Consider the following 12,831-nt stretch of genomic DNA (forward strand, 5'->3'; position numbering starts at 1 on the left):
GTGGCCAGCACGCTGGCGGCCTGCTCGCCACCCATGACACTGATGCGCGCGTTGGGCCACATCCACAGGAAGCGCGGCGAGTAGGCGCGGCCGCACATGCCGTAGTTGCCCGCGCCAAAGCTGCCGCCGATGATGATGGTGAACTTCGGCACCTGCGCGGTGGCCACGGCGGTCACCATCTTGGCGCCGTTGCGCGCAATGCCTTCGTTTTCGTACTTGCGACCCACCATGAAGCCGGTGATGTTCTGCAGGAACACCAGCGGGATCTTGCGCTGGCAGCACAGTTCGATGAAATGCGCACCCTTGAGCGCCGATTCGCTGAACAAAATGCCGTTGTTGGCGATGATGCCCACCGGCATGCCCTCGATGTGCGCAAAGCCGCACACCAGCGTGGTGCCAAAACGCGGTTTGAATTCGTGCAGTTCGCTGCCATCGACGATGCGGGCAATGATCTCGCGCACGTCGAAGGGCTTGCGGGTGTCGGTGGGGATGACGCCGTACAGCTCTTCGGCCGCAAACTTCGGCGGGCGCGGGGTCTGCAATTGCGTCTCGTGCACCTTGCCGCGGTTCAGGTGCCGCACCGCCTCGCGCGCCAGCGCCAACGCGTGCAGGTCGTTCTGTGCCAGGTGGTCGGCCACGCCGCTCAGGCGGGTGTGCACGTCGCCGCCACCCAGGTCTTCGGCGCTCACCACCTCGCCCGTGGCCGCCTTCACCAGCGGCGGCCCACCCAGGAAGATGGTGCCCTGGTTCTTCACGATGATGGTCTCGTCGCTCATGGCCGGCACGTAGGCGCCGCCCGCGGTGCACGAGCCCATCACCACCGCGATCTGCGCGATGCCCTGGGCGCTCATGTTGGCCTGGTTGTAGAAGATGCGGCCGAAGTGGTCGCGATCGGGGAACACGTCGTCCTGATTCGGCAGGTTGGCGCCGCCGCTGTCCACCAGGTAAATGCAGGTCAGGCGGTTCTGCTGCGCGATCTCCTGCGCCCGCAGGTGCTTTTTCACCGTCATCGGGTAGTAGGTGCCGCCCTTCACGGTGGCGTCGTTGCACACCACCATGCAGTCCACACCATTCACACGGCCGATGCCGGCGATCACGCCGGCGCCGGGCGCGTCGTTGCCGTACATGTTGAGCGCGGCCAGCGGGGCCACCTCCAAAAACGGTGTACCGGGGTCCAGCAGCATCTGCACCCGGTCGCGCGGCAGCAGCTTGCCGCGGGCGGTGTGCTTGGCGCGGGCGGCCTCACCGCCGCCCTGGGCCACGCGTTCGATGTGGGTGCGCAGGTCGTCCACCAACGCGCGCATGGCGGCGGCGTTGGCCTGGAAGTCGGCACTGCGGGGGTTGAGTTGGGTCTCCAAAGCGGTCATGGCGGTTCCGTGGTTCTGGCTGGCGTGGGGGCATTGTGGGGCCGTGCCCCGCCGCTGCCTAGCGGGCAGAAACGCCAAGGGGGTTGCAAATCGCGCCAGGCTTTGGCCAATTGGGCATACTGTGGCCATGGCCTACCCCACCCCCACCGCCGCCACCCCCATGGCCTTTGTCGCCGCCATCGTCGAAGGCTACCGCCGGCGCGGGCGTTCGCCGGCGGGCGCGCTGGCGGCGGCGCAAATCGCGCCAGCCCGTGTGACCGACGTCCACGACCGCATCACCGCCGCGCAGATGGAGCGCATCTCCGACCACGCCATGCGCGAACTCGACGACGAGGCCCTGGGCTGGTTCGAACGGCGCCTGCCCTGGGGCAGCTACGGCCTGCTGGCGCGCGCCTCCATCAGCGCGCCCACGCTGGGGGTGGCGCTCAAGCGCTGGTGCCGCCACCACGGCCTGCTGGCCGACGACCTGGCCCTGCGCCTGCAGGGGGACGGCGAACACGCCGAGGTCGCCCTGACCGAGCGGCGCGACCTCGGCCCGCTGCGCGAGTTTTGCCAGGTGTCGGTGCTGCGCAACCTGCTGGGCGTGGCGTCGTGGCTGATCGACTCGCGCATTCCGCTGCAAGCCGCGGCCTTTGCCTGGCCCACCCCGCCCCACGCCGAGGCCTACCGGGTGCTGTTCCCGGCGCCGGCCCGTTTTGACGCGCCCCAGACGCGGCTGCGCTTCGACGCCCGCTACCTGGCGCTGCCGCTGCGCCGCGACGAACAGGCCCTGAACCAGATGCTGCAGCACGCCCTGCCGCTGCTGGTGCAGCCCTACCGCCGCGACCGGCTGCTGGTGGACCGCGCCCGCCGCCTGCTGCGGACCGAGCCCGAACACACCCACAACGCCGAGTCGCTGGCGGCGCGGCTGCACGTGTCGGCCCGCACCCTGCACCGGCAACTGCAGGAACAGGGCCACAGCCTGCAAGCCCTGAAAGACGCGGTGCGCCGCGAACGCGCCACCGAACTGCTGCTGCGCACCCGCCAGCCGGTCAAGCAGGTGGCCCAGGCCGCGGGCTTCCAGAGCGAAAAGAGCTTCATCCGCGCCTTCAAGGGTTGGACCGGGCAGACGCCCGCCGCCTACCGGCGCCAGACCCCGGGCTATACTGAACCGGACTGACACCCCAAGGGAGCCCTGCCATGCCCACCCCTCCACGCGCCCTGGCCGTTGCGGCCACCACCCTGGTCACCGTCTGGCTCGCCGGCTGCGGCGGGGCGCCGTCCGAAAGCGACATGAAGGCCGCGCTGGAACGCCAGACCCAGGCCCAGGTGGACGGCGCCGGGCGCCTGTTCGGTCACACCGGCGCCGGCGTCATGAAAGACATGCTCCCCGAAATCCTGAGCCTGAAGAAAATCGGCTGCCAGGCCGACGGCGAGAAAGCCTACCGCTGCGACGTGGAGCTGGAGGTCCGCCAGTTCGGCCTGACCAACAAGTCCCCGACCCAGCTGCGCTTCGTGCAGGGCAGCGAGGGCTGGACCGTGGTCGGCCCCTGAGCCGGCCCGGCTCAGGCCAGCCAGTCGGCCAGCGTGGCCATGTGCGGCACCAGGCGCTGGGCGCCGGCGGTCAGCAGCGGTTCGGCCACCGTGCCGGGCGGCGCATAGGCCCAGACGGTGCAGCCCGCGTCCACCCCGGCGCGCACCCCGGTCACCGTGTCTTCCACCACCAGGCAGTCGGCCGGCTCGGCCCGCACGTGGGCGGCGGCGGCCAGGTACACGTCGGGCGCGGGCTTGGAGCGCGGCATCTCGTGGCCGCTGAACACCCGGTCCTCAAAGTAGGGCCGCAGGCCGGCCATGTCGATCTGGAACTCGACCTTGTGCCGGTCGGCCCCGGACGCGCAGGCGATGCGCCCGCCGGCGTGGGCGTGGGCCGCCCGCACCGCCACCAGCGCGCCGTCGATGGCCTGCAACTCCGCGCGCAGGCGCCGGTTGCGCCGCTCGTAAAAGGCGTGCATCCAGTCCTCGGTCAGCGGCCGGCCGGTGCGCGCCTCGATCAGCGCGCGCTCGTCGCGCACCGCCTTGCCCACGAACAGGCGCACGCATTCCTGTGGCGTGAGCGACCAGCCGCTTTCTTCCAGCATGTCGCGCAGCACGCCGTTGGTGATGGGCTCGCTGTCGACCAGCACGCCGTCGCAGTCGAACAGCACCGCCTGGAAACGCGGGCAGGTGCTCACGGCCGCACCTCGCCGTCCAGGTAGTACCAGCGCCCGCCCTCGCGCACGAAGCGGCTGGTTTCGTGCAGCCGCTGGCCGCGCCCGGCCACGCGCGACCGGGCCACGAACTCGACCTCGGCCCGGTCGGCGTCCAGCAGCCGGTGGCGCCGCACCTCCAGTCCCAGCCACTTCACACCGGGCTCCAGCGCCAGCGTGGCCGGGCGGGTGCGGGGGTGCCAGGTGGCCAGCAGGTAATCGGCCCGGCCGGCCACAAAGGCGCTGTAGCGGGACCGCATCAGGGCCTCGGCGTCGGGGGCGGGGTGGGTGTCGAAGGCGTCCACGCAGCGGCCGCAGCAGGCGGCCCAGGTCAGCGGCCGGCCGGCGGCCAGGCGCCCGCACGGGCAGGGGGTGTCAGGGGGCATCGGCGCGGGCAAACAGGGCGCACACGTCGATGACGGCGCGCAGGTCGGACACGGTGAAGGGCTTGCTCAGGTAGTTGTCCATGCCGGCGTCGCGGCCGGCCTGCACGTCCTCGGCCATGGCGTTGGCGCTCAGGCCGACGATGAAGGGCCGCCGCCCGTCCGGCGCGCGCCGGATGATCTCGCGCGTGGCGGTCAGCCCGTCCATCTCGGGCATCTGGATGTCCATCAGCACCAGGTCGTAGGGCTGGCGCTGCACCGCCTCGACGGCGGCGCGGCCGTTGTCCACCACGTCCACCTGGTGGCCCAATTTCTGGATGGTGAGCAGGGCCACGCGCTGGTTGACCAGGTTGTCCTCGGCCAGCAGGATGCGCACCGGCCGCCCGGACGGGGTGTCGGCCGGTGCGGTCGCGGCCGCCCCCAATGGCATCGACAGGGTGCTGCGGGTTTCGGCGTAGTCCAGCACCTCGCGCGTGGGCAGCACAAAGCGGAAGGTGCTGCCCTGCGCCGGCTGGCTGCTCACGCCGATCTGGCTGCCCATGGCCTGCACCAGGCGCTGCGAAATGGCCAGGCCCAGGCCGGTGCCGCCGTACTTGCGCGAGACGCTGGCGTCCACCTGGCTGAAGGGCTGGAACAGGCGCGCCTGCTGCTCGGGCGTCATGCCCACGCCGGTGTCCTGCACCACCCATTCCAGGGCCACGGGCGGGCCGGCGTCCACCGCTTCGCGCACCGCCGCGGGGCCGGCGTCCGCGTCGGCGCCTTCCAGCACCCGCACCTGCACCCGGACCGTGCCGGCCGGGGTGAACTTGATGGCGTTGGAGAGCAGGTTGATCAGCACCTGGCGCAGGCGCGTGCTGTCGCCCAGCACCCAGGGCGGCAGGGCCGGATCGACCTCGATCTGCAGCGCCACGCCCTTGTCCGCGGCACGCGGCCCCAGCAGGTCGGTGCAGGCCTTGAGCACCGCCGCCACGCTCAGCGGCCGCAGTTCCAGCTCCATCCGGCCGGACTCGATCTTGGAGTAGTCGAGGATGTCGTTGAGGATCACCAGCAGGTTTTGCCCGCTGTCGCGGATGATGTGGACGAACTCCTGCTGCTGCGCGGTCAGGGGGGTGTGGCGCAGCAGTTCCGTCATGCCGATGACGCCGTTCATGGGCGTGCGGATCTCGTGGCTCATGGTGGCCAGGAACGAAGACTTGGCCCGGTCGGCGGCCTCGGCCGCGCGCCGGGCGTCCTCCAGGTCCTGGGCCTGCTGCTGCAGGTCGCGGGTGCGGGCGTCCAACGTCTGCACCAGGGCTTCGGCGCGCTGGGCGGCCTCGGCGTTGCGGCGGCGCAGGCGGGTGATGGTGAGCGCGGCCAGAGACAAATGCCAGCCCACGGCGTACAGGAACAAGGCCGTGAGCCACAGCGGCCAGCCCGGCTCCGGGGCCGGCTGCCAGACCTGGTAGGCCACGAACACCGCCACCCCCAGGTGGGTGAAATACAGGGCCCGGCGGAAGCCAAACCCCACCGAGTCGCCGATGCGGGTGAGCACCAGCAGGCCCAGCAACAGGTCAGAACCGCCCAGGTGGTGCACCGTGAACAGCCAGACCAGCAGGTCGGTGTGGTGGAAAAAGAGGGTGAGGTCGAACCGGCCGGTGCGCCCATGGAAACGGACCATCGCCGCCATGGCCAGGCCGGCGTACCCCAGGTTGAGGGCGGCCAGCGCGAGCCAGCCCGCCGCATCCCAGCCCTGGGGCTGCGCCAGCCCGTGCAACAGCGCCACCGCCGTGAGCAGGACAAAGCCGGCGATCCGCAGCAGAGGGATTTGCAGCCTGTGCAACTGCACCAGGCCACGGGTCCGCGCCTGCTCGGTCAGCGGCACATCGGCCGACGTCGAGGGGGGTACCACGGGAGAGGTCAACGCATTGCGGAACATGATGGGACTGACACCAGTATACGGCGCGGACCCGGTTCGGTCACCGCGCCTCAGCGCCTCCAGAAATGCCCGGTGAACAGCACCAGCACCGTCAGCAACTCCAGCCGCCCCAGCAGCATGGCAAAGCTCAGCACCGACAGCTGGAACGGGTCTAGCCCCCCAAAATTGCCCGACGGCCCCACTTCACCCAGCCCGGGGCCGATGTTGTTGACCGTGGCCACCACCGCCGAGAACGCGGTCACGATGTCCAGCCCGGTCAGCAGCAGCACAAAGGTCAGCCCCATGGTGGCGGCGCCGTAGATGAGCATGAAGCCCAGCACCGTCGTCATCACCGACGACGGAATGGTCTGCCCGCCCATGGTCACCGGGTTGACCACGCGCGGGTGGATGATGCGCACCATCTCGCGCCGCGCCTGCTTGATCAGCAGCACCATGCGGACCATCTTGATGCCGCCGCCGGTGGAGCCGGCGCAGGACACGAAGCAGCCCAGGAACATGAGGTAGACCGGCACGAACACCGGCCACTGGGCGTAGTCGGCAGCGGAATAACCGGTGGTGGTGGCCAGTGACAGCACGTGGAAGGCGCTGCTGCGCAGGGCGTCCAGCGCGTTGTCGTGCACCTCGTGCAGCAGCAGCATGAAGCTCACCAGCGCAATCGACAGCCCCAGCACCAGAAAGTACATGCGGATTTCGCGGTCGCCGGTGATGGGCCGCAGCGACAGCGAGCGCAGCACCACGAAGTAGCGCAGGAAGCTGATGCCGGCCAGCGTCATGAACACGATGGCCACCGATTCGATGGCCGGCGAGTCCCAGTAGCCAAAACTGGCGTCGTGCGACGACAGGCCGCCCAGGCCCATGGTGGTGCACATGTGCATGAAGGCGTCGGCCCAGTTCATGCCGGCCCAGCGGTAGGCCAGCAGGCAGGCCCCGGAAAACAGGAAGTACACGCCCCACAGGCCGCGCGCGGTTTCGGAAATCCGCGGGGTGAACTTGGCGTCCTTCATCGGGCCCGGGGTTTCGGCCTTGTACAGCTGCAGCCCGCCCAGGCCCAGCAGCGGCAGCACCGCCACCACCAGCAGCACGATGCCCAGGCCGCCGATGAGCTGCAGGAAGCAGCGCCAGACGTTGGCCGACACCGGCAGCGCGTCCAGGCCCGACAGCGCGGTGGCACCGGTGGCGGTCAGCCCGCTCATGGCCTCGAAATAGGCCTGGCTCCAGGTGATGTCGGGCACGGTGAACATCAGCGGCACCGCGGCAAACGCCGTCAGCACCACCCACACCAGGTTGACCAGCAGAAACCCGTCGCGCGCCAGCAGCTCGCGCCGGTGGGCGCGGGTCAGCAGCCACAGCAGCCAGCCGCTGCCAAAGGTCAGGCCAAAGCACGCGCCCCAGATGGCGCGCAGGGACTCGGCGTCCTCGAACCAGGCCCAGGCCAGCGGCACCAGAAAGGCAAAGGCGAACGCCATGGTGATGCGCGCCAGCAGGGCCAGCGCCGGGCCGAAGAGCTGCACCATCATCCGAAAAAGGTGGCGCTGACCTGGAACAACTTTTCCACCTCGCGCACCAGCCGCTTGTTGGGGATGAAGATGACGATGTGGTCGTCGGCCTCGATCAGGGTGTCGTGGTGCGGCATCAGCACCTGCGCGCCCCGGCCCTCGCCGCGCACGATGGCGCCGAAACGCGCGCCCTGCGGCAGCTTCACTTCTTCCACCCGCCGACCCACCAGCTTGGAGGTCTTGTGGTCGCCCCGGGCGATGCCCTCCAGCGCCTCGGCCGCGCCGCGGCGCAGGCTGTGCACCGCCACCACGTCGCCGCGGCGGATGTGGGCCAGCAGCTCACCGATCACCGTCTGCGCCGGCGACACCGCGATGTCGATGGTGCCGCCCTGCATCATGTCGGCGTAGGCGCGGCGGTTGATCAGCGACATGACGCGCCGCGCGCCCAGCCGCTTGGCCAGCATGGCCGACATGATGTTGTCCTCGTCGTCGCTGGTCAGCGCCAGGAACAGGTCCATGTCGGCCACGTTTTCTTCGAGCAGCAGGTCCTCGTCCACGCTGTCGCCGTGCAGCACCAGGGTGCTCGACGGCAACTGGCTGGCCAGGTATTCGCAGCGCTTGGCGTCGTGCTCGACGATCTTGACCTGGCACTGCCCCACCAGGCTGCGCGCCAGCCGCAGGCCGACCTTGCCACCGCCGGCGATCATCACCCGCTGCACCGGCTTGTCGATGTTGTGGATGGCCGCCAGCACGTGGCGGATGCGGTCGCTGGCGGCCAGCAGGAACACCTCGTCGCCCGGCAGGATGCGGGTGGTCTTGGTGGCCTCCATCTCGGTGTCCAGCCGGTACAGCGCCACCACCCGCATTTCGGCGTGGGGAAAGCGCTCCTTGAACTCGCCGATGGTGTGGCCCACCAGCGCACCGCCGGCGGCCGCACGCACGGCGATCAGACAGACCCGGCCCTCGGCAAATTCCAGCACCTGCAGCGCCTCGGGGTAGTCGATGAGCTGGTGGATGTAACGCATCACCGACTCTTCCGGGCAGATCACCCGGTCCACCGCGAAGCCGGTCTTGGACAGCAGCGCGTCGCCCTCGACGAATTCGGGCGAGCGCACCCGAGCGATGGTGGTGGGCACGTTGAACACGTCGTGCGCCACCTTGCAGACCACCAGGTTGGACTCGTCGGCCGCGGCGCAGGCGATCAGCATGTCCGCGTCCTTGGCGCCGGCCTCGCGCAGCACCGACGGCTGGATGCCGTTGCCCACCACGCCGCGCAGGTCCAGCCGCTCCTCCAGCAGGCGCAGGCGCGCCGGGTCCTGGTCGATCACGGTGATGTCGTTCTGCTCCGAGACGAGACTTTCGGCCACGCTCTCGCCCACGCGGCCCGCGCCCAGAATGATGATGTTCATGGCTTACTTCAAGGCGCCGAAGACTTTTTGCAGGATCTGGCTGCCGGCGGCCACCGGGTCCTGGCGGATCTTGCGCTCCTCTTCCCCGATGACGAGGTAGAGGCCGTCCAGCGTCTTGCCGGTGACGTACTGCGGCAGGTGGGCGTCCTGGGGCTTGACCAGGCCGTAGCGGGCGGCCCGGCCGGCGAAGTCGTTGTACTTTTGCGCCAGCGCCACCCGCTCGGTGGCCCGCGCGACGATGGGCAGGAAGCGGCCGGTCAGCGGTTCGCGCGTCTTGCCGGCGAAAAAGTCGGTGACCGAGGTCTCGCCCCCGGTCAGGATCTGCTTGGCGTCGGTCACGGTCATGCCGCGCACGGCCTGCACCAGCACGTCCTTGCCGGCCGGCACCGCCGCTTCCGCGGCGCGGTTCATGGCGGTTTCCAGCTCGTCCACCCGTTTGCCCTGGCCGAAGGTGCGCATCAGCTTGCCCGCGTCCTCCAGGACACCCGGCAGCGGGATGCGCACCTGGGGGTTGGCCAGAAAGCCGTCGGCCCGGCCCAGCAGGCCCACCGCCGACAGCGCGCCTTTTTCCAGCGCGGCCTTGACGCCGGCGCTGGCGTCGGCATTGCTCAGGTCGGCCAGGGTCAGCGCCAGGGCCTGCTGCCAGGTGCCCCACAACAGCCCGCCCAGGGTGGCCAGACCGGCCTGGTGGAACACCCGGCGCGACGCGCCCGCGGAACGGAGGTGGTTGCGACTTGCCATGGGGCGGATTATGCGCCGGTTGTGTGGCGCCACCGCCACCGCGTCAGAGCGCGCGCTGGATCAGGATCTTCTGCACGTCGCTGGTGCCCTCGTATATCTGGCACACGCGCACGTCGCGGTAGATGCGCTCCACCGGGAAGTCGCTCACCACGCCGTAGCCGCCCAGCGTCTGGATGGCGGCGGAGCAGACCTTTTCCGCCACCTCGCTGGCGAACAGCTTGGCCATGGCGGCTTCCTTCAGGCAGGGCTGGCCGGCGTCGCGCAGCGCGGCCGCGTGCCAGATCAGCTGGCGCGCCGCTTCCAGCTGCGTGGCGCAGTCGGCCAGCCGAAAACCCACCGCCTGGTGGTTGAAGATGGGCTGGCCGAAGCTCTCGCGCTGCTTGGCGTAGTCGATCGCCACCTCCAACGCGCTGCGGGCCATGCCCACGCTCTGCGCCGCAATGCCGATGCGCCCGCCCTCCAGCGCGCTCAGCGCGATTTTGTAGCCCTCGCCCTCTTCGCCAATGCGGTTCTCGGCCGGGATGCGGCAGTTATCGAAGTTGATCTGCGCCGTGTCGCTGCTGTGCTGGCCCAGCTTGTCTTCCAGGCGTGCCACCACGTAGCCCGGCGTGCTGGTGGGCACGATGAAGGCGCTGATGCCCTTCTTGCCGGCGGCCTTGTCGGTCACGGCAATCACCACCATCACGTCGCCGTGTTTGCCGCTGGTGATGAACTGCTTGACGCCGTTCAACACATAGTGGTCGCCGTCCCGGGTGGCGGTGGTGCGCAGGGCCGAGGCGTCGGAGCCCACGTGCGGCTCGGTCAGGCAGAAGCCGCCCAGCAGTTCGCCTTTCGCCAGCGGCACCAGCCAGCGCTGTTTCTGCGCCTCGTTGCCGTAGCGCATCAAGATGGCGTTGACCGGGCAGTTGGTCACGCTGATGGTGGTACTCACGCCGCCGTCGCCGGCCGCGATTTCTTCCAGCACCACGGCCAGGGTCAGGTAGTCCAGCCCGGCGCCGCCGTATTGTTCGGGCACGCAGATGCCGTAGGCCCCCAGCTCGGCCAGTCCTTTGTGGGCGTCCTTGGGGAAGTGGTGCTCCTTGTCCCACTGCGGGGCGTTGGGCCACAGCTGTTCCTGGGCAAAGGCGCGCACCGCGTCGCGGATCATCAACTGGTCGTCGTTCAGCAGCATGGCGCGCCCTTCAGACCAGTTCCAGCGCCACGGCCGTGGCCTCGCCACCGCCGATGCACAGCGTGGCCACGCCGCGCTTCAAACCCCGCGCTTGCAAAGCGTGGATGAGCGTGACCATGATGCGCGCGCCGCTGGCGCCGATGGGGTGGCCCAGCGCGCAGGCACCGCCGTTGACGTTCACCTTGTCGTGCGGCACCTGCAGGTCGTGCATCAGCGCCATGGGCACCACCGCGAAGGCTTCGTTGATTTCCCACAGGTCCACGTCGGCCACCGTCCAGCCGGCCTTGGCCAGCACCTTTTCGGTGGCGCCCACCGGCGCGGTGGAGAACCATTCCGGCGCCTGCGCGTGGGTGGCGTGCGCCACGATGCGGGCGATGGGCTGGCTGCCCAGCCGGGCGGCGGTGGACGCCTTCATCATCACCAGCGCGGCGGCGCCGTCGTTGATGCTGGAGCTGGCCGCGGCGGTGATGGTGCCGTCCTTTTTGAACGCGGGCTTGAGTGTCGGGATCTTGTCGATCTTGATCTTGCCCGGGCCTTCGTCGATGGACACCACGCGCTCGCCAGCGCGCTCTTTCACCGTGACCGGGGTGATTTCGGCGGCAAAACTGCCGTCCTGGGTGGCGCGCTGGGCGCGGCGCACGCTCTCCTGGGCAAAGGCGTCCTGCAGCTCGCGGGTGAAAGCGTACTTGGCGGCGCAGTCCTCGCCGAAGGTGCCCATGCTGCGGCCGGGCTGGTAGGCGTCTTCCAGGCCGTCGAGCATCATGTGGTCAAAGATGCGGTCGTGGCCGATGCGGTAGCCGCCGCGCGCCTTGGGCAGCAGGTAGGGCGCGTTGGTCATGCTCTCCATGCCGCCGGCCACCAGCACCTCGTGGCTGCCGGCCAACAGCATGTCGTGCGCGAACATGGCCGCGCGCATGCCGGAGCCGCACATCTTGCTCAGCGTGACCGCACCGGCGCTTTGCGGCAAGCCGGCTTTCAGCGCGGCCTGGCGGGCGGGCGCCTGACCCTGGCCGGCCATCAGGCAGTTGCCAAAAATCACCTCGGTCACCGCCTCGGGCGCCACGCCGGCGCGCTGCACGGCGGCCTGGATGGCCGCGGCCCCCAGGTCGTGGGCCGCGAGCGCAGCGAAGTCGCTCTGGAAGCTGCCCATGGGGGTGCGGGCCGCGCCGGTGATCACAATCGCGTCGGGGTTCAGGTTCGTCATGTCGGGTCTCCAAAAATCCAGGGTTGCAACCGCAAGACCCGAACCGCCACCCGGCGCGCAACGCGCGCGGCAGGGGCCGTCAGGCTTGTTCGCGCGGGTAGCGCTTGAGGGCGTTGCGGAACACGCCCATCACCTCGTCGGGGCGGCTCATGCTCACCCCCAAATCTTTCACCAGCCCGTCTTTCAGGCCGTAGCACCAGCCGTGCACCGAAATCTTCTGGCCGCGCGCCCAGGCGTCCTGGATCACGTTGGTCAGCGCCACATTGCCGACCTGCTCGATCACGTTCATCTCGCACAGCACGTCCTCCTGCACCGCCAGCGGCAGGTGGTCCAGCCGGCGGCGGTGGCGGATCTTCACGTCGTGCACGTGGCGCAGCCAGTTGTCGGCCAGGCCGACGCGGGCGCCCTTGAGCGTGGCCAGCACGCCGCCACAGCCGTAGTGGCCCACCACCAGGATGTGCTCGACCTTCAGGTACTCCACCGCGAACTGGATCACCGACAGCGCGTTCAGGTCCGAATGCACCACCACGTTGGCCACGTTGCGGTGCACGAACACCTCACCCGGCTCCAGCCCGGTGATCTGGTTGGCCGGCACCCGGCTGTCGGAGCAGCCGATCCAGAGGTACTTAGGCGTCTGCTGCTGCGCCAGCTGCTGGAAGTAGCCCGGCCGTTCCTGCTCCACCTGGGCGGCCCAGGAACGGTTGGCGTCGATGAGGTTTTGTAGCGGATGAGTCATGCCGCGATTGTGGCGCAAGCCGCGGGAGCGCTGACGCGTCGGTGACAGCGGCTCAGCAGGTCTCGGCGAACAGTTCGCGGCCGATCAGCATGCGGCGGATTTCGCTGGTGCCCGCGCCAATCTCGTACAGCTTGGCGTCGCGCCACAGGCGGCCCAGCGGGTATTCGTTGATGTAGCCGTTGCC

The 12,831-nt window shown here is 69.6% G+C and carries 13 protein-coding genes; 2 read left to right on the forward strand and 11 right to left on the reverse strand.

What is annotated here, in order from left to right:
• On the reverse strand, positions 1–1,367 hold a 1,367-nt coding region (locus HA630_RS05770; protein ID WP_166833179.1), incomplete at its 3' end, for a carboxyl transferase domain-containing protein.
• A gap of 127 nt (positions 1,368–1,494) precedes the next feature.
• Here HA630_RS05770 and HA630_RS05775 point away from each other — a divergent pair.
• Positions 1,495–2,526, forward strand: a complete 1,032-nt coding sequence (locus HA630_RS05775) for an AraC family transcriptional regulator (RefSeq protein WP_243855359.1) — start codon at positions 1,495–1,497, stop codon at positions 2,524–2,526.
• Positions 2,527–2,546: 20 nt separating this feature from the next.
• Positions 2,547–2,900 (forward strand): hypothetical protein, encoded by a 354-nt coding sequence (locus tag HA630_RS05780; RefSeq protein WP_166833181.1) that lies wholly within the window; start codon positions 2,547–2,549, stop codon positions 2,898–2,900.
• A gap of 11 nt (positions 2,901–2,911) precedes the next feature.
• On the opposite strand, the gene HA630_RS05785 is transcribed toward HA630_RS05780, so the two are convergent.
• The 10 genes from HA630_RS05785 to HA630_RS05830 all read right to left on the reverse strand — a co-directional run.
• The gene (locus HA630_RS05785) at positions 2,912–3,577 is read right to left on the reverse strand and encodes an HAD family phosphatase (protein ID WP_166833183.1); all 666 of its coding nucleotides are present in this window, start codon (positions 3,575–3,577) and stop codon (positions 2,912–2,914) included.
• Positions 3,574–3,978 (reverse strand): YchJ family protein, encoded by a 405-nt coding sequence (locus HA630_RS05790; RefSeq protein WP_166833185.1) that lies wholly within the window; start codon positions 3,976–3,978, stop codon positions 3,574–3,576. The genes HA630_RS05785 and HA630_RS05790 overlap by 4 nt, the downstream gene beginning before the upstream one ends.
• Complete coding sequence (locus HA630_RS23445; RefSeq protein ID WP_166833187.1) at positions 3,968–5,863, reverse strand: ATP-binding protein; 1,896 nt, start codon at positions 5,861–5,863, stop codon at positions 3,968–3,970. The genes HA630_RS05790 and HA630_RS23445 overlap by 11 nt, the downstream gene beginning before the upstream one ends.
• Positions 5,864–5,940: 77 nt before the next feature.
• A complete protein-coding gene (locus HA630_RS05800; RefSeq protein ID WP_166833189.1) occupies positions 5,941–7,404 on the reverse strand; it encodes a TrkH family potassium uptake protein in 1,464 nt (487 codons plus the stop codon).
• Positions 7,404–8,795: a Trk system potassium transporter TrkA gene (gene trkA / locus HA630_RS05805; RefSeq protein WP_166833191.1), complete on the reverse strand. Its 1,392-nt coding sequence runs from the start codon at positions 8,793–8,795 to the stop codon at positions 7,404–7,406. The genes HA630_RS05800 and trkA overlap by 1 nt, the downstream gene beginning before the upstream one ends.
• A 3-nt stretch (positions 8,796–8,798) precedes the next feature.
• Entirely contained in the window at positions 8,799–9,536 is a 738-nt protein-coding gene (locus HA630_RS05810; protein WP_166833193.1) for a DUF4197 domain-containing protein, read from the reverse strand.
• Positions 9,537–9,579: 43 nt separating this feature from the next.
• Positions 9,580–10,707, reverse strand: coding sequence for an acyl-CoA dehydrogenase family protein (locus HA630_RS05815; RefSeq protein ID WP_166833195.1), 1,128 nt, complete (start codon positions 10,705–10,707; stop codon positions 9,580–9,582).
• A gap of 10 nt (positions 10,708–10,717) precedes the next feature.
• Positions 10,718–11,911: an acetyl-CoA C-acyltransferase gene (locus HA630_RS05820; protein ID WP_166833197.1), complete on the reverse strand. Its 1,194-nt coding sequence runs from the start codon at positions 11,909–11,911 to the stop codon at positions 10,718–10,720.
• Positions 11,912–11,990: 79 nt separating this feature from the next.
• Positions 11,991–12,647, reverse strand: coding sequence for a carbonate dehydratase (can, locus tag HA630_RS05825; RefSeq protein ID WP_166833199.1), 657 nt, complete (start codon positions 12,645–12,647; stop codon positions 11,991–11,993).
• 52 nt (positions 12,648–12,699) lie between these two features.
• Positions 12,700–12,831, reverse strand: a 132-nt coding sequence (locus tag HA630_RS05830; protein WP_256368613.1) for an acyl-CoA dehydrogenase family protein, incomplete at its 5' end; no start/stop codon positions are given.

It is taken from the genome of Aquabacterium sp. A08 (genome assembly GCF_011742065.1).

Excerpts from the sequence above, each read along its gene's own strand:
- trkA (WP_166833191.1), bottom strand. The coding sequence starts at position 8,795 with ATGAACATCATCATTCTGGGCGCGGGCCGCGTGGGCGAGAGCGTGGCC.
- HA630_RS05800 (WP_166833189.1), bottom strand. The coding sequence starts at position 7,404 with ATGGTGCAGCTCTTCGGCCCGGCGCTGGCCCTGCTGGCGCGCATCACC.
- HA630_RS05820 (WP_166833197.1), bottom strand. The coding sequence starts at position 11,911 with ATGACGAACCTGAACCCCGACGCGATTGTGATCACCGGCGCGGCCCGC.
- HA630_RS05810 (WP_166833193.1), bottom strand. The coding sequence starts at position 9,536 with ATGGCAAGTCGCAACCACCTCCGTTCCGCGGGCGCGTCGCGCCGGGTG.
- HA630_RS05815 (WP_166833195.1), bottom strand. The coding sequence starts at position 10,707 with ATGCTGCTGAACGACGACCAGTTGATGATCCGCGACGCGGTGCGCGCC.
- HA630_RS05790 (WP_166833185.1), bottom strand. The coding sequence starts at position 3,978 with ATGCCCCCTGACACCCCCTGCCCGTGCGGGCGCCTGGCCGCCGGCCGG.
- HA630_RS05780 (WP_166833181.1), top strand. The coding sequence starts at position 2,547 with ATGCCCACCCCTCCACGCGCCCTGGCCGTTGCGGCCACCACCCTGGTC.
- HA630_RS05775 (WP_243855359.1), top strand. The coding sequence starts at position 1,495 with ATGGCCTACCCCACCCCCACCGCCGCCACCCCCATGGCCTTTGTCGCC.
- can (WP_166833199.1), bottom strand. The coding sequence starts at position 12,647 with ATGACTCATCCGCTACAAAACCTCATCGACGCCAACCGTTCCTGGGCC.